Source organism: Agrobacterium albertimagni AOL15, from assembly GCF_000300855.1.
Classification (GTDB): Bacteria; Pseudomonadota; Alphaproteobacteria; order Rhizobiales; family Rhizobiaceae; genus Allorhizobium; species Allorhizobium albertimagni.
Genome location: NZ_ALJF01000013.1, coordinates 255,546 through 271,694 on the forward strand (window position 1 = coordinate 255,546; position 16,149 = coordinate 271,694).

The 16,149-nt window shown below is 63.0% G+C and carries 18 protein-coding genes; 5 read left to right on the plus strand and 13 right to left on the minus strand.

What is annotated here, in order from left to right:
- Positions 1 to 55 precede the first annotated feature (55 nt).
- Positions 56 to 2,821 (minus strand): DUF2339 domain-containing protein, encoded by a 2,766-nt coding sequence (locus QWE_RS16925; protein WP_006727383.1) that lies wholly within the window; start codon positions 2,819 to 2,821, stop codon positions 56 to 58.
- 232 nt (positions 2,822 to 3,053) lie between these two features.
- Between QWE_RS16925 and nadA the strand changes: the two genes are divergently transcribed.
- The 4 genes from nadA to QWE_RS25320 all read left to right on the plus strand — a co-directional run bounded on the left by nadA (position 3,054) and on the right by QWE_RS25320 (position 7,230).
- Positions 3,054 to 4,124, plus strand: coding sequence for a quinolinate synthase NadA (gene nadA / locus QWE_RS16930; protein ID WP_006727384.1), 1,071 nt, complete (start codon positions 3,054 to 3,056; stop codon positions 4,122 to 4,124).
- Positions 4,125 to 4,150: 26 nt separating this feature from the next.
- Positions 4,151 to 5,743: an L-aspartate oxidase gene (locus QWE_RS16935; protein ID WP_006727385.1), complete on the plus strand. Its 1,593-nt coding sequence runs from the start codon at positions 4,151 to 4,153 to the stop codon at positions 5,741 to 5,743.
- 13 nt (positions 5,744 to 5,756) lie between these two features.
- Positions 5,757 to 6,662 (plus strand): carboxylating nicotinate-nucleotide diphosphorylase, encoded by a 906-nt coding sequence (nadC, locus tag QWE_RS16940; protein WP_040300564.1) that lies wholly within the window; start codon positions 5,757 to 5,759, stop codon positions 6,660 to 6,662.
- 238 nt (positions 6,663 to 6,900) lie between these two features.
- Positions 6,901 to 7,230: a hypothetical protein gene (locus QWE_RS25320; protein ID WP_157790726.1), complete on the plus strand. Its 330-nt coding sequence runs from the start codon at positions 6,901 to 6,903 to the stop codon at positions 7,228 to 7,230.
- Between the two features lie 53 nt (positions 7,231 to 7,283).
- On the opposite strand, the gene QWE_RS16945 is transcribed toward QWE_RS25320, so the two are convergent.
- From QWE_RS16945 to QWE_RS16985, 9 genes are all read right to left on the minus strand, one after another.
- Entirely contained in the window at positions 7,284 to 8,174 is an 891-nt protein-coding gene (locus QWE_RS16945; protein ID WP_006727387.1) for a mechanosensitive ion channel family protein, read from the minus strand.
- Between the two features lie 59 nt (positions 8,175 to 8,233).
- Entirely contained in the window at positions 8,234 to 9,193 is a 960-nt protein-coding gene (locus QWE_RS16950) for an NUDIX hydrolase (RefSeq protein ID WP_006727388.1), read from the minus strand.
- Positions 9,190 to 9,726, minus strand: a complete 537-nt coding sequence (locus tag QWE_RS16955) for a tyrosine phosphatase family protein (protein ID WP_006727389.1) — start codon at positions 9,724 to 9,726, stop codon at positions 9,190 to 9,192. Before QWE_RS16955 ends, QWE_RS16950 begins: the two co-directional genes overlap by 4 nt.
- The gene (locus tag QWE_RS16960) at positions 9,723 to 10,355 is read right to left on the minus strand and encodes an HD domain-containing protein (RefSeq protein ID WP_006727390.1); all 633 of its coding nucleotides are present in this window, start codon (positions 10,353 to 10,355) and stop codon (positions 9,723 to 9,725) included. Before QWE_RS16960 ends, QWE_RS16955 begins: the two co-directional genes overlap by 4 nt.
- Position 10,356: 1 nt before the next feature.
- Positions 10,357 to 11,190 carry a CAF17-like 4Fe-4S cluster assembly/insertion protein YgfZ gene (gene ygfZ / locus QWE_RS16965; RefSeq protein WP_006727391.1) on the minus strand — a complete coding sequence of 278 codons (834 nt, stop codon included), beginning with the start codon at positions 11,188 to 11,190 and terminating at the stop codon, positions 10,357 to 10,359.
- A gap of 106 nt (positions 11,191 to 11,296) precedes the next feature.
- Positions 11,297 to 12,034, minus strand: coding sequence for a hypothetical protein (locus QWE_RS16970; RefSeq protein WP_006727392.1), 738 nt, complete (start codon positions 12,032 to 12,034; stop codon positions 11,297 to 11,299).
- A 20-nt stretch (positions 12,035 to 12,054) separates the two neighbouring features.
- Entirely contained in the window at positions 12,055 to 12,312 is a 258-nt protein-coding gene (locus tag QWE_RS16975; RefSeq protein ID WP_006727393.1) for a hypothetical protein, read from the minus strand.
- A gap of 94 nt (positions 12,313 to 12,406) precedes the next feature.
- Positions 12,407 to 12,832, minus strand: coding sequence for a TIGR02301 family protein (locus QWE_RS16980; RefSeq protein ID WP_006727394.1), 426 nt, complete (start codon positions 12,830 to 12,832; stop codon positions 12,407 to 12,409).
- Entirely contained in the window at positions 12,829 to 13,254 is a 426-nt protein-coding gene (locus tag QWE_RS16985; RefSeq protein WP_006727395.1) for an NUDIX hydrolase, read from the minus strand. Before QWE_RS16985 ends, QWE_RS16980 begins: the two co-directional genes overlap by 4 nt.
- Before the next feature lie 134 nt (positions 13,255 to 13,388).
- On the opposite strand from QWE_RS16985, the gene QWE_RS16990 reads away from it, so the two are divergent.
- Entirely contained in the window at positions 13,389 to 14,153 is a 765-nt protein-coding gene (locus QWE_RS16990; RefSeq protein WP_006727396.1) for an SOS response-associated peptidase, read from the plus strand.
- A gap of 60 nt (positions 14,154 to 14,213) precedes the next feature.
- Here QWE_RS16990 and QWE_RS25485 read toward each other — a convergent pair whose 3' ends face one another.
- The 3 genes from QWE_RS25485 to QWE_RS17000 all read right to left on the minus strand — a co-directional run bounded on the left by QWE_RS25485 (position 14,214) and on the right by QWE_RS17000 (position 16,114).
- Entirely contained in the window at positions 14,214 to 14,351 is a 138-nt protein-coding gene (locus QWE_RS25485; RefSeq protein WP_167539703.1) for a hypothetical protein, read from the minus strand.
- A 193-nt stretch (positions 14,352 to 14,544) separates the two neighbouring features.
- Positions 14,545 to 15,405 carry a CDP-alcohol phosphatidyltransferase family protein gene (locus tag QWE_RS16995; protein WP_006727398.1) on the minus strand — a complete coding sequence of 287 codons (861 nt, stop codon included), beginning with the start codon at positions 15,403 to 15,405 and terminating at the stop codon, positions 14,545 to 14,547.
- Between the two features lie 10 nt (positions 15,406 to 15,415).
- On the minus strand, positions 15,416 to 16,114 hold the full coding sequence (locus QWE_RS17000; protein ID WP_006727399.1) for a phosphatidylserine decarboxylase: 699 nt from the start codon (positions 16,112 to 16,114) through the stop codon (positions 15,416 to 15,418).
- Positions 16,115 to 16,149 lie beyond the last annotated feature (35 nt).

Sequence of the window (16,149 nt, forward strand, 5' to 3'; positions counted from 1 at the left end):
ATTCTGGTCGGCCCGCATCTAGCCTTGCGAGCGCCCACTGTTCAACCGCCCGTAGTCAGATCCCCGTCGGCGCCTCCTCGTCGTCCACATCGGGCGAGCGGCTCGACTTGCCGCTCAGGATCCTCTGGTAGAAGAGGCCGATGCCGATCAGCACGAAGCCGAGGCCGATGAAGGACAGCGCGCGCAGCACGCCTTCGAGGTTGGCCATGTCGACGAGGAAGACCTTGGCGACCGTCAGCATCACGATGACGGCAGACGCAATGCGCAGGCTCCTCGCATCGAATCGCGAACCGAGCGCAAGCAGACCAACGCCGATGGCGAGCCAGGCGACGGAATAGCTGTAGGTCTCCGCCTGTTCGAAGCCCTTCCAGTAGGAAATGAACTCGCCCTGCCAGAAGCGTCGGACCGAAAGCGTCACCCAGGCGAAACCGAGCAGGGCGCCGGAGAGCGCGAGCAGGATCACGTAAGGAAGGGGACGCTTGTCGCGGGCGTAGAAGGCAAGGCCCGCATAGGCGAGGCCGGGCAGGAGATAACCGATCAGCAGCACGTTGATCAGCGGCCAGTTGCCGGTGCTCTCGCCCGAAAAATAGGGGTTGAGCACCCCGAGATGCAGGCTCAGCGTCTGCAAGATGGCGATGCCGCCAGCGACCATCGAGCCGTAGCGGAAGACCGGGCTCGGCGATTTGACGTCGAGCGTCATCAGGATGCCGGAGAGGCCGACCACCAGCAGCGTGTAGATCGACTGTTCGCCAAGCGTCGGAGCGGACGCATCGAGCACGCCACCATTCATCGCATGACGGATCAGGATGGCGACCGCAAGCAGGCCAAGAAGGCTGGCGAGGCCTTGCAGCGCATTGCGAACCCGAAGGCCCGGCCAGTTCCGCATCTCATAGGCCGAGAGCAGGGCGAGCAGTGCCGGAACGCCGTAGCCGGGCAGCAATTGGTTGAAGACGGGCGTCCGCGACAAGGCATCCGGCCCGACCAGCGTCGGATCCCAGAAGATGCGGACAAGCACGCCGACAAGCGCTGCCACCATCATCCAGGGCAGCCCGCTCCAGGCCCGTTTGCGGGTCGCCATCAGATAGGCAAAGCCGAGGAGCGCGAGCAGGATCGTGGTCACCACGCCATCCGTGAGGCAATGCAGCATGAGCGCAAAGGCGGCGAAGCTGCCGAGAATCAGGATGTCGATCCCGCGTCGGAAGCCGGGCAGGGCGCCTTGGCGAGCGAGATACTCACAGGCCGCGAGCAGCACGGCCCCGAGGCCGAGCGCGAAGAGACCATGCGCCCAGTCCCGGGCATAGGTCCCGTAAAACACGAAGCTGATGGTTGTGAGCATCACCGGCAGCACCGCAACGATCACGGCCCAGACCGTTGCGAACAACGGGTCTTCGGCAAAGCGACGGCGGTTCTGGGCAAGGCCGATAAAGGCGAAGACGGCAGCAAGCCCCAGGAAGATCAGCATGACCGGACCGCCGAGGCTGACCACGGCCGTTTCGTCCCAGCCGAAACCGAGCAGGAGCACCTGCGCCTGGGCGATCAAGCCGGACTTCACCACGGCCCCGATCAGGGCACCCATGGCCGCGAGTGCCGTTGGCCAAAAGGCGCCGTGACGGGCGCTGCCGGCGGCGGCGAGCGCTGCGACCAAGGCCGCGAAGGCAAACAGCGGCAAGGAGACCGTAGGGCCGCGATCCAGCATCACGAGGGCCGGCAAAAGCACGGCGAGCGACAGCGTGATGTCGAGCGCAAGCGGACCCGATGCCATCCGCCGTCCGAGCGCATCGAGCGACAGCGGGGTTTCGGGCGTCGCGGGGTCTTCACCCTTCGCGCCTGGCCAGATCAGCATCCAGCTGGCGATCATGGCAATCAGTGAGAGGGCAACCGGCGTGATTTCGGCGGCGTCGATGAGTGCCACCAGCGCCCAGAGCCCGAGCAGTACCTGGGCGATCGCCGGCACGATCAGCCAGCCCTTGATCCGTGAGGCGAGCGCCGTCGCGACCTGTGCGACGGTCAGATAGATGAACAGTGTCCAGAGGCTCGGCGCCGTGGTCGAGATCAGAAGCGGCGTCAGCATGGAGCCGACGAGACCGAGCCCGGCCAGCGCCTGGCCATGCAGCAGCGAGAGGCCGAGCACACCGAAGGCAGTCAGCCCCAGAAGCAGGAAGGCGAGCGTCGGGCCGATGAATTCATAAATACCATGCGCCGCATAGATCGCGCCGAACAGCGAGACCGCGCCCGCTGCCGTGAGGATGCCGGGCACCATGGCATTGGAATAGAGGGCTTCGGCCTTCGGCAGCGCCTTGCGACGAATGAGTTCGCCGGCGGCAATCAGAAGAAGACCGAACAGGGCGGCAAGCGTCAGCCGCACGCCCGGGCCGAGCAGACCGCTTTCAATCGAGTAACGCACGAGAAAGACCCCGCCGAGCGCCAGAGCCAGGCCGCCGGCCCAGACGGCCCAGCGCGCGCCGAGGAGATTTTCGAGGCTTTCCGCAGGTGCGGCAGGCGTGGCTTTGCTGCGAGCCGCCGTGGCGAGGAGTTCAGTGTTTTCCTCCGGCAGGGAGGCAGGCGCGCTTTGATACGGCGCGCCGTCGAGCGCTAGCTCCTCCGCGATCACGGTCTCTGCGACCGTCTGTGGCGGGGCAACGTCGGCCGGCTCTTCCGTCTCCATCGGAATGGCAGACGGCGCTGCGGTGGCTCCGCTTACCCTGAGCAGCCGCTCGCGGACCTCTCCGAGTTCTGCCTCAAGGCGATCGATGCGCTTGGCAGCACCTCGGTTGATGACAAAGAGAACGCCGATCAGGATCAGCGGCAACAGTTCGAACATTTGGCCTCGCAGAGCCTTGCCTCAAGGAGCAGCCAAACTAACGTTTTTCCCGATGAGGGAAAGCGCTTCTCGTCACGCGCCGGTCGTAGCCGAGCTTTGAGGGCCGAAGACGGGGCTAAAACCTCCCTTGCAATCGAGGGCGAAACTTTCTACATCGGCACTACCGGCGATCGCCGGTTTTCTTTGGCGCTTGTTATGCTCAGTTTGAGCATAAATAATGGAGGAGATGGCCATGGAAGCGCAGCATCTGGTGGAAGCCAACAGCACGTCCCGCACCGCAGCCGAGCGTTTCGGCGTGTGGGAGCGTCCTGATCTGACCTATTCGCCCGCTGTCGCCAAGGAGACCGCGCATCTCTATGAGCGCGTCCGCGACTTCATCCCCGCGATCGAGTGGCCGGTCTTTGCGCCTTATATCCATGCCATCAACCGGCTGAAGAAGGAACGCGGCGCCGTTATCCTCGCCCACAACTACCAGACGCCGGAGATCTTCCATTGCGTCGCCGACATCAAGGGCGATTCGCTGCAGCTTGCTCGCGATGCCGTCAGCGTCGATGCCGAGATCATCGTCCAATGCGGCGTGCATTTCATGGCCGAGACCTCGAAACTGCTCAACCCGCAGAAGACGGTGCTGATCCCGGATGGCCGCGCCGGTTGCTCGCTGTCGGAATCGATCACCGGCGCCGATGTCCGCCTGTTGCGCGAGCGCTATCCCGGCGTGCCCGTCGTCACCTATGTCAACACCTCGGCCGACGTGAAGGCCGAGACCGACATCTGCTGCACCTCGGCCAATGCCGTCGACGTGGTCAACAGCTTCGACAGCGACACCGTGCTCTGCATCCCCGACGAATATCTGGCGATGAATGTCGCCAACCAGACGAGCAAAAAGATCCTCACCTGGAAGGGCCATTGCGAGGTGCATGAGCGCTTCACGGCCGACGAACTCCTGGAATACAAGAAGGCCGATCCGCGCATCGAGATCGTCGCCCATCCGGAATGCCATCCGAGCGTGCTTGCCGTGTCTGACTATGCCGGCTCGACCAAGGGCATGATCGACTACGTCAAGACCAGGCGCCCGGCCCGTGTTCTCCTGGTCACCGAATGCTCGATGGCTTCGAACATCCAGGTGGAAGTGCCCGAAGTCGATTTCGTGAAGCCCTGTAACCTCTGTCCGCATATGAAGCGCATCACGCTGCCGAAGATCCTCGACAGCCTGCTCTTCATGACGGAGGAAGTCACGGTTGATCCGGCGATTGCGGGCCGCGCACGGCTTGCCGTCGAGCGGATGATCAATCTGAAGAATTGAAATACCGGCCGGCCGGGGAGGGCTGAATGGCGACCAATCTTGAATCCATGCGGCCGCAATCCTGGCAGGGCATCGACGATATCGTCATCGTCGGTGGCGGTCTCGCCGGCCTCTTCTGCGCGCTGAAGCTGGCACCGCGCCCCGTCACGGTGCTGGCCGCCGCCCCGATCGGGCAGGGCGCGTCCTCGGCCTGGGCGCAAGGCGGCATCGCGGCTGCCATGAGCCCCGGCGACAGCTTCGACAAACATCTCGCCGATACAGTGTCGGCCGGTGCCGGTCTGGTCGAGGAAAAGATGGCGCGGCTGATGATCTCCGAAGGGCCGGATCGCGTGCATGATCTGCTCGGCTATGGCGTGCCTTTCGACCGCGATCTCGAAGGTCATCTTCTTCTGTCCCGTGAAGCAGCCCATTCCGAGCGGCGCATCGTCCGCGTAGCCGGTGACCGGGCGGGTGGAGCGATCATGGAGGCGCTGATCTCGGCCGTTCGGCGCACGCCCTCGATCCGGGTGATGGAAGGTTATGTGGTCGAAGAACTGATTGCCGAAGGCCGTTTCGTCTCCGGTGTCATTGCAAGGCCTGATGCGGGCCAGTCGAAGACGCGCGTCGCCTTTCCCGCCCGCGCCGTCGTCCTCTGCTCCGGCGGTGTCGGCCATCTCTATTCTGTGACCACCAACCCTGCCGAAGCGCGCGGTACGGGTGTCGGCATGGCCGCCAAGGCCGGCGCCATGATCGCCGATCCGGAATTCGTCCAGTTCCATCCGACGGCCATCGATATCGGCCAGGACCCGGCGCCGCTCGCGACCGAGGCGCTCCGCGGCGATGGCGCTGTACTCGTGAATGCGGCCGGCCACCGTTTCATGAACGATCTGCATGCGGACGCCGAGCTTGCACCGCGCGACATCGTCGCCCGAGGCGTCTTCGCCGAAGTGGCAGCCGGTCGCGGCGCCTTTCTCGACTGCACCAAGGCGATCGGCAAGGAATTTTCGAAACGCTTCCCGACGGTCTTTGCCTCTTGCATCGCCGCCGGCATCGATCCAGTCAGTCAGCCCATTCCGGTGGTCCCGGCGGTGCATTACCACATGGGCGGCGTGCTCGTGGATGCCGATGGCCGCACCTCGCTGGATGGCCTCTGGGCAGCGGGCGAGGTGACCTCGAGCGGCGTGCATGGGGCAAACCGCCTCGCCTCCAACTCGCTTCTCGAAGCGGTCGTCTTTGCAGGCCGGATCGCCGATTCGATCAAGGGCATGCTGCCGGAATCGGCCCTTTACGAATGGGGCACGAGCGCCGGCGAAAACGATGACCTTGTCACCGTCGAGGACAGCCCCGAGCTCAAGGACTTGCGCGGACTGATGAGCCGCCATGCGGGTGTCATCAGAGACGAGGCGGGGCTTAAGGTGCTGATCCGTGAACTCGTGGCTCTGGAGCGCAAGCGCCCGCGCGTGCGCTTCTCCAACATCACCGCCACCGCCAAGCTGATTGCCGTTGGCGCCTATCTGCGCACGGAAAGCCGTGGCGCCCATATGCGCGCAGACCATCCCAATCCACAGGAAGCGCTGCGCCACCGCACCTATCTGACGCTGAAAGATGCCGACCGCATTGCCGCTGAACTGGCTGGCTGAGGAGACCACGCTGATGACCACGACCTTGCGCCCGCAGCTTTCGCCCCTGATGATCGAGGACCTTGTCCGCAACGCGCTTCTGGAAGATCTCGGCCGGGCCGGTGACATCACCACCTATGCGACAATCGGACCGGAGAAGACGGCGGTGGCCGATCTGAACAGCCGTGAACACGGCGTGGTGGCGGGACTGCCGCTGGCGGAAGCGGCATTTCGCCTGATCGATCCGGCCTTGCGCTTCGAAGCCGTTGTTTCCGATGGCGACACTGTGGCCCCGGGGCAGGCGATCGCCCGCGTGTCCGGCAATGCACGGTCGGTTCTGTCGGCCGAGCGTGTCGCACTGAACTTCCTGATGCATCTCTCAGGCGTGGCGAGTTACACCGCCCGCTTTGCCGCCGAGATCGCAGATACGAAGGCGCGGGTGACCTGCACCCGCAAAACGCTACCGGGCCTGAGAGCAGTTGAGAAATACGCCGTGCGACTGGGTGGAGGATCCAATCATCGCTTCGGGCTCGACGACGCGATCCTCATCAAGGACAACCATATCGCTGTATCAGGCGGCGTCGCCTCCGCAATAAATGCCGCGCGCGCCTATGCCGGCCATCTGGTGAAGATCGAGGTCGAGGTCGACGGTCTCGACCAGATGCGCGAAGCGCTTGGCGCACGGCCGGATGTGATCCTGCTCGACAATATGGGGCCGGATATGTTGCGAGAGGCTGTGGCGATCAATCGCGAGCATCATGGCCTGAGCCCGGTCGACTACGCCTCGGATGTCCGGCCCGTGGTCCTCGAAGCCTCGGGCAACGTCAACCTGCAGACGATTCGCGCGATCGCCGAGACGGGTGTCGACTACATCTCGACCTCGAAGATCACTATGGCAGCCCCGACACTCGACATCGGCCTCGATATCTCGCTCCGCTGAACTCACGACAAAGTTTGCGGATTGTTTTGCGGTGCAGCATGCGCCTGGTTCCCGCGCATCCCTAAAAACCCATGTCTGCCAATGTCTTGCTGATATATCAGCATTTGCTTCGCTAGTTATCACCCGTGATTCCTGGTTTTTGACCGTGAAAACCGAATCCCCTAGCCATTTGTCATGCATACAGTTTGTATCGCATTGGGGTAATGCAGACGGAACGACGACTGTGTGAGGGGCAAGTATGACGACGACACTTTTGAAGCCGGACAGCGCACCCCAGGGCAGGGATGCCCGTCATGATGCTTCGATACCTGCATCTTTTACTAAAAATGATCTCGCGAGCGTCTGTGACGAACGTCACATCGACGCGAAATCTGCTTGCGGTGATGCTGCAGCTGTAAGCTCAACGCTTGCGACGCAAAGGCCTGCATCCTCTTCGGAGCCCGAAGCCGAGACAACTACGGGCATGACCGAGGAAGATACCGTCAGCGTGCTGGAAGTACTGGCCGAAATGCAGCGCATCATCGACCGGCATCTTGAAAAGACCGCGCGGCAGCAGGACGAAAACTGACCCTGCTGCATCGCGTTTCAAACCCGAGCACCGCCTGTGGCGGCAGGTGTGGCTCAGGTTTCCTTCACCCGAGCGTCGACGAAGCGTTCGGGCAGGGCGATCATTTGCGGCGATCCGTGATAGGTCACCTGCGGGAACGGGATGGAAATCCCGTTCTCGTCGAAGGATTTCTTCACTTTCTTGATCATCTCGCGTGAGGTCGGCCAGAAGTCGGAGGCCGCCGTCCAATACCAGAGCGTAATGACGACTGCGCTGTCACCCAGCTGATCGACATGGGTGGAGACGGCGGGATCCTTGAGCACCCGCTTATCCGCCTCTGCATGATCGCGCATGATCTTCTCGGCCAGATCGATGTCGTCGTTGTAGTCGATGCCCACCTTCAGTTCGAAACGGCGGGTCGGAAGACGGCTGAAATTGGTGATCGGCACATTCCACAGCGTTGAATTGGGAGCGAGCCGATAAAGGCCATCAGGCGTCTTCAGCTCCGTGGCAAACAGCCCGATCTCGACGATGATCCCCGAAATCGAGCCCGTATCGATAAACTCCCCGACGCGAAATGGGCGCAGCACCAGAAGCATGATGCCGGCGGCGATGTTCTGCAGCGTGCCCTGCAACGCAAGACCGATGGCAAGGCCCGCGGCACCCAGCGCTGCGATGATCGAGGCGGTCTGGACGCCGAACTGGCCGAGGACAGTGACGAAGACGAGAATTAGTGCGCCGTAGCGTACCACATTGGCAAAAAAGCGCGCCAGCGTCTCGTCGATGCCGTGTACTTTGTTAAGGCCGGCATGGGTCCAGCGGCTTAGCAGGGCAGCAAGCCACCAGCCGATGCAGAGGAGAAGAAGCGCTCCGACGATCGAGAAGGAATACTGGACCGCAAGCTGGCTCGCCTGTTCGAGCGCCGCCTGTGTCGCGAGGATCGCTTCGTTCGTATCCAAGTCCATGCCGTGATTGCTCCCTGCTGTTGATATCCACGCCCTAGATGGGGCCGGGGCAGGCGAGGTCAACCGCTGGTCCGGCCTCCGACCTTGAGGCCCGGCGCCGGACGCTCTTCCAGCACCTGCCGACGGAAGCGGAAGAGCGCCGCCGGCCGGCCGCCTGTGGCGGCCTGCGTCGACCCCGTCGGTTCAACCAGTTCGGCACCGTCGACAAGGCGCCGGAAGTTCTGCTTGTGCACAGGATGTCCGGCAATCGCCTCGACCGTGCCCTGTAACTCGGTGAGGGTGAATTCCGGCGGCATCAGTTCGAAGATGACGGGCCGATACTTGATCTTGCTGCGCAACCGGGCAAGCGCCGTCGCGGTAATCCGCCGGTGGTCATGGCGCATCGGACGCCCCAGGGTGACGGTTGTGCGGCAGCGCTCGACCCGCCCGTCTTGCGCGGCTTCCTCGACCAGCCCTGCTTCGTAGAGCAGCTCGTAGCGCTCGAGCACATGTTCTTCATCGAAGGGAAAGTCGTCGAGGCCGAAGGCGAGCTTCAACCGAGAGCGGCGGGAGGAGGCCGAAGCTTCGTCCGCCCATTCCGTCAAGGCTGGCAGGATGAGACTGTCGAGAAGCGCGGGGCGCCCCCGCCGCCAGTCCTCCCAGGGCAAATAGCCATACCAGTCGCGCCACCGGGCTCCGGATAATTCGAGCCGCGCATCCCGGTCGGTGTCGAGCCTTGTCAGCGCGAGATAGCCGACGGACACGACATGTGGCCCCTGGTCGCCGGGCATCTTGTGGCGGCCGCGATCACCGAAGGTGTAGAGCTGCTCGATGTAACCCAGTTCGAGCGCCGTTTGAGCCTCGACCGTATGCCGGAGCGACATCTCCATCGTCCGGTGCCGGTTCGGATCGAAGGGGCCGAAGGGCAGGGCATCGAGTGCGTTGCCGTCCTCTCCGACCACGAGCAGGCGAGGGGTGCGGGCGTTGATGGCGACGATCGCGGCATTGAGCCCGATCTCGATCTCCGCTGGTGCCGTCATGACTGGACCGGTTCCCGCGCGGGAAGCGGCAACACGAAGGGTGTGTTGCCGTCGGCATCGGCGCCGCGCCCGAGCGTCTTCACCGCCTTCACAAACCGGCCACCACGACCGAGCATTTCGTCGCCGATCTCCACCAGCCGCATATTGGGCGTGGCAAAGGGCGAGGCTTCCCGCAACCGTTTCGCCAGTGCATCGTCGTCATCCTCGGGAGCAATCGCAAGGCTTGCTATCATGGCCGCTGCCGGAGACCGCGACACGCCCATCCAGCAATGCACGACGAGCGGCGCGGCCTGATCCCAGGCCTTTGCGAAGCCGATGATTTCGGCGACATGCGATTCCTGCGGCGCGATCAGATCGCCTGTTCCGGCAAAGCTGATGTCGTTCATCGAAAGCTTCAGATGCCGCTCTGCCTGGATCACCGCCGGCCGGTGGAAATCCTGATTGGCAGCCAGCAGGCTGATCATCTCGCGCGCCTTGTGACGCACGGCCATCTCGGCAATCCGAGCGAGCGGTGAAACGACGATGACGCTCATGCGCTGGCCCAGGTCGTCGATTGCCTGTCCGCCTCGATCTCCTCGAACCGTTCCAGGAATTTCGCCTGTGCCTGATAGGCGGGCAGCGGTTCGATCAGGATCGTGTCGCGGGCAAAGCCCTTCGGCTGGCCGAAGAACTTGCGGGCTTCCGCCTCGGCGAAGCCGGCAAGCACGGTGGCCTCGAAATAGGCAGAGATCATGTCGGCCTTTTTGATCAGGTCCTTCAGTGTCGCCTTCGGATGGGCGGGCAGGCCGAATCGCAGATGGATGGCCGCCTCCAGCCGTTTCTCGACGACCTTGTAGCCGCCACCGACAACGGCCTTGAACGGCGAGATCATGTCACCGATCACATATTCCGGCCCGTCATGCAGCAGTGCCACCATCAACTCGTCGGCCGTGGCCTTGGGATTGGAGCGGCGAAAGATGTCCTCGACGATCAGGCTGTGCTGGGCGACAGAGAAGGCATGATCGCCGGAGGTCTGGCCGTTCCAGCGGGCGACGCGAGCAAGCCCATGGGCGATGTCGCTGATCTCGACATCGAGCGGCGAGGGGTCGAGCAGGTCGAGACGTCGGCCGGAAAGCATACGTTGCCAGGCGCGGGCGGAAGGCAGAGCGGCAGCCGAACCCATGTCAGGCCTCCTCGGCCGAGCTGGGGAATGTCAGTCCCGTCCAGCCGGGAAGAGCGAGGCTTACCGGCACGTCACCCGCAAGGATGGGCTCGCCGACTGCCATGGCTTCGCCGGCCTTGTCGATGCGGATGATCGCAAGCCCACGGTCGCCGGCGACTGTGCCGAGCGCACCGATCGTCTTGCCGCCGATGGTGATCTCCGAGCCGGACGCCGGAAGCGGCGCTTCGCCCGAGACGATCACTATGCGGCGCCGCGCGGTCGAGCGATGCTGCATGCGCGACACCACTTCCTGGCCGACATAACATCCCTTGCGAAACGAGACGCCACCCGACTTGTCGAAGAGGATGTCGTGCGGAAAGGCATCCTGAAGCGCGTAGTCCTGCCCCGATTCCGGCACGCCATGGAGAATGCGAAGCGCATCGTAACCGCCCCGGTCGCCAGCTCCATCGATCCGGCCTGGTTGGCGGCGAACCTCGGTTCCGGCCAGCGCGAATCGCTGGTCGGCCGCGCTGTCGCAGGCCTCGCCCCAGATGACCGTCGCACCCGTTTCCGGCAGGGTCTCGATCGTCACGGCAGCGCGCAGCTTGTACATTGTCATGCGCTTGACGAAGGCTTCCATCTGATCGGCGCGGATATCGATCATGAATCCGTCATCACGGCGGGAGATCAGGAAATCATAGAAGATCTTGCCTTGTGGCGTCAGAAGCGCACCCGGCCGCCACTCATCGGCCGTGAGTGCCCCGAGATCGGTGGTGATCAGATTCTGCAGAAAGTGCTCGGCATCCGCCCCCGTAATCTGTACAAAGGCGCGATCGGGCAGGAAGGCTGAGGGCATGGGGTCCACCGGGCTGTTTCGATGCCGACTGAGTTAGGCGCTGCCAATCTAGACGACAAGCAGTTCCGATCACAGCCCACAGTTTGGCCCACAAATTGGATCGTGGTCAGTCGCCGACGGTGAGGAACTTCCAGCGGCCATCGGGTGTGATACCGACACGGAAGAAATTGTAATTGCCGTATTCCTGCATCTCCGCAACGTCACCGGCCGTCACGATTCGCAGCAGTTCGACCTTCTCCTGCGGTGTCAGCAGGCCAAGCGATTTTCCGACGAAATAGGGCCACACATAGGCCTCGTCCGCCGTGCCCTTGTCGAGTTGCACGAAGCCGGTGGAGAAGATATCGAGCAGGATCGCCAGGATCTCGACGCCATCGCTATCGCCGGAGATCGCCATGAGCGCTTCGATCGGATCTTGGTCAGGCGTTTGCAGCGGCACCGCAGTCTGGTCCGGACCGGGGTTCATCAGCGGCTTTAGCTTCGAGATGTCGCCGGTCTTTGCCGCCTCCATGATGAGCTCGCGCATGCGTCGAACGGGTTCCGGTGCCTTCTCGATGTCATAAATGACCTCGGCCGGCGGATCGGCTGGCTCCACGCTTTCGACACCTTCCACCTCTTCTGGCTCAGGCGATCGGATCAGCGGATCCGGGTCGGGAATGACGGGTATAGAATCTTCGATGACATCAGGTTCCTCATTCGACGCCGGCTCTGACGAATCGGCAGAAGGCGGCGTGATGTCCTTGATGTCGGACAGGGCGAGGGCAGGCGGAGCCATCACCGTGGAGGCGAGAATGAGCGTCAGCGCGCTCGTCAAGCAGAGGAGCCTGACCCGCGACGAGATCATCATTTTAATCCTCGATTGCTGTCTTACTGAAGCTGGCGTTCGGGCGAGAATTCGCCGGCAAGCAGCCGGGCCTTGAGCGCGTCGAGTACGGCCTCGGCGCCGTGTTCACCGTGAATGCGGATGGTCTCGCGCATGGCGAGCGCAAAGGCCGCCTCGGCGATGATCTCGGGCTCGATCCCATCGGCCATGCCGTCGGCCCAGGCTTCGTTCTGGTATTCCAGCGCAGCCTGCATCTTCTCGTGAACGATCATCTCGTCGATTTCGTTGCGGCGCGGTTCCATGGGCATTCCTCGAAGCACTTACTCAGTCCTTAACGACCCTATCAGCCTTTTGCCAAAACGACACGGGGGCAGACTAAAAGAGGTGAATTAATCGTTAATTTCCGAAACGTGCGGTAATTTCTGTGGCAAGTGTTGCGCCTTCGATACGGTAATTCTGCTCTGCACGAACTGCGGCCGGTGTGCAAGAGGTGTAGACGGATGCGAAAGAGCGGTAGCCCCGGTTGTAGGCGGCCGTCATCCGCGCCCGGCGCTTCGGCTCGGCGCGTGTTTCGGCCTCCAGCAGACCTTGCAACGACTGCCGCCATTCCGGTTCGCCATCCGCCTTGCAGAGATTGCGCAGGTAATGAACGGCGCCGATGATCTCCGACAGTCGTGCGAGACGGTCGTCGTAGGGCGTCGGCTTCTCGGTATCTTCGGCAGGCGGAACGGGTGGCGCAGTGCTGCTGCCTTGCGCAGCCGCCGGGCCGGCGATCACGAGAAGAATTGCGGCGAGGCGAAGGGACGATGTGATCTTGCTCATGCTTCACCCCCGATCGTGGTCTTTGAAGACAGGCGCAGGATGCAGTCGCGCACGCTCTCGGGGATGGGGAGCCCAAGCACCTCCTCCGGAAGAAACCAGCCAGCCTCGAGCGCATCGCTTCGCGCTTCAGCTTCGTCCGTCCCCTCAGCCTCCACCTGGAAGACCGAAAGCAGGAAGTGGCTGCCTGTCACGCCGGCCTCGGGCAAAAGCTCGACCGTCTCGAACAGACGGGGATTGCGCCCCACGATCCCGGTCTCCTCGAAGAGCTCCCTGAGCGCCGTCTCCTCCGGCGTTTCGCCTGGCTCTGCGCGACCGCCCGGAAAGGCAAAGAGGTCAGCCGCCGGCGGATTGCCGCGCCGGACGAGGAGGTAACGCCCGGCCCGCTCGACGATGGCGGAAGAGGCGAGGCGGGGCATGCTCATGAACAGGAAACTCCGGTCGGAAGATCGCACCGTGGCGACGAAGCAGTATGCCCCGATTATCGCGGGCTTTGCCGCCCCCTGCAAGCATCGCGTCACGCCTTGACCCTGGCGGGTCGGGCTGCCATCTACGTTCCATGTGCGGACGTTTTGCCCTGACTGCGAGCCCGGAAGAAGTGGCAGAGATCCTCGGCGTGATGGAGCTCGAGGGCTTTCCGCCGCGCTACAACATCGCGCCGACGCAGCCGATCCTCGTGGCGGTGGCATCCCCGCCCGCCGAGCCCGGTTCGAACCGGCCCGATCGCATGGCAGTTCTGGTGCGCTGGGGGCTGATCCCGTCCTGGGTCAAGGACCCTAAGGAATTCACACTGCTGATCAACGCCCGTTCCGAGACGGCAAACGAGAAGGCGTCCTTCCGCGCGGCGATGCGGCACCGGCGTATTCTGGTTCCAGCCTCAGGTTTCTACGAGTGGCACCGGCCGCCAAAGGAGAGCGGCGAGAAGCTGCAGGCCTACTGGATCCGCCCGAAGAGTGGCGGGATCGTCTGTTTCGGCGGGCTGATGGAAACCTACATGTCGAAGGATGGCTCCGAACTCGATACGGGTTGCATCCTGACGGTCGGAGCGAACAAGACCATCGGCGAAATCCATGACCGCATGCCCGTGGTGATCCAGCCGCAGGATTTCAGCCGCTGGCTCGATTGCCGTCACGGCGAACCGCGCGATGTGGCGGATCTGCTGCGACCCGCAGCGGAGGACTATTTCGAGGCGATCCCGGTGTCCGACCTCGTCAACAAGGTCGCGAATGTCGGACCGGAACTTCAGGCAGCGGTCGCGCTCCCGCCGAAAAAGCAAAAGCCCACCGCGGACAAATCCGGCGACGGGCAGATGAGCTTGTTCTAGGCAATGTCCCGAACAGGAGGAGAGCCTCCTCTGCACCGATCGCCGTTCTCCTGAAGGCCTTCAGGCGACCTTTGGTGCCGGCTTGGGCTTCAGCATCAGAGCTGCTGCGAGAACGGCCTTGAGGCCGAGCGGGCGGTAATTCGAGGCGAGATTCTCGTTGGCCGGCTTCTGCTGCTCGGCTTGATTCTCAGTCGTCATCGTCATGTTCCTTGGAGTGTTTTCTGACCGGTGTTTTTGTTTGCGGCTCTCTCTGTGGAGATCATGACAAAAGCGTGGCCGTTGCTGTGACTCAAATCAAATTTGAAGAAAAAGAGTAGATATGGAGAGCCCCGCGCAAGCTTTTCGGCTTGGCGGGGCTCAAAAATACTTCAAGCTTGAACGAAAACGCGGGTCAGACGCCCCGATCGATCTCCGACAGCCCCTTTTCGGCTGCTTCCTCGCCAATGGTCAGCGTGCCGTAGCGGCGGTGCCAGTTGCGGGCGCCGAACGGCAGCGAGCAGAGATAGAGAAGCACGCTCACGACCAGGACCTCCCAGGTAAAGCTCATCAGAAGCGCGACGTAGAGCACGACGCCGAGAATCATCGGAAATACCAGATCGCGGCGAACATGGCTGGTCTCCGACTTGCCGGACCACACCGGCAGGCGGCTGACGAGGAGATAGCCGATGACGACGGTATAGGCCGTGCTTGCATAGGCAAAAATGCCGACCGGTGCCACGCCGAGAAAGCCGAGATAGATCGGCAGCATGACGAGCGCCGCCCCTGCAGGTGCCGGCACGCCGACGAAAAACTCCGACTGCCAGGGGGCCTTGGTCTCGCGCTCGTCCATGACGTTGAACCGTGCGAGCCGCAGGCCGGCCGCGATCGCATAGATCAGCGCTGCAATCCAGCCGAGCGAGCGGGCCTGGTCGAGCACGAAGACATAGAGGACGAGGGCAGGCGCCACGCCGAAGTTGATGATGTCGGCGAGCGAATCCATCTGCGCGCCGAATTTCGATGTCGCCTTCATCATCCGCGCGACGCGGCCGTCGATGCCGTCCAGAAACGCAGCGGCCAGCACCATGGCGACCGCCAGTTCGTAACGGTTTTCGAAGGCGAGCCGGATCCCGGTCAGACCGGCACAGATCGCAAGCACCGTGATCAGGTTGGGAATGATCAGCCGGAGGGGAATTTCGCGGAGCCTCGGGCCGCGCGCACCCGTATCAGCCTGGGCGCTGCCACGTAGTTCGGTCGAGGGGGTCTGATCGTCCATCCAAATCTCCTCAGCTGCGGCGGCTGATGACCGGCCCCTTGGCCGAGCCGAACTCGGCGATCACGGTCTCGCCGGCAATCGCGGTCTGGCCGAGAGAAACGCGCGGTTCGGCACCTGCCGGCAGGAAGACATCGAGGCGCGAGCCGAAGCGGATGAGGCCAAAGCGTTCACCGGCATCGAGCGGCTCGTTCATATTCGTCCAGCAGATGATCCGGCGTGCAACGAGGCCGGCGATCTGAACGACGCCGATTGCGCCGTGCTTGCTCTCGATGACGAGGCCGTTGCGCTCGTTGTCCGTCGAAGCCTTGTCCAGTTCCGCATTCAGGAATTGGCCTTCCTTATAGGCGATCGTCGTCACCCGCCCGCGCATCGGTGCCCGGTTCACATGGCAGTTGAAGACGTTCATGAAGACAGTGATGCGCAGCATCGGCTCGGTGCCGAGATTGAGTTCCTGCGGCGGAACGACCATCTGGACGGAGGACACGCGACCATCGGCCGGGCTGATGACGAGGTCGTCGTCCTGCGGCGTCACACGCTCGGGATCGCGGAAGAAATAGGCGCACCAGAGGGTCAGGATCAGGCCCACCCAGAAAAGCGGATCCCAGATCCAGCCGAGCACCAGCGATGCAACGAAGAAGGCGGCGACGAAAGGATAGCCTTCCTTGTGCACGGGCACGATCGTCTTGCGGATGGTTTCGAACAGATCCATGGGGTCCTCGGTCTTTTAATTGTGTCGCCCGTGAC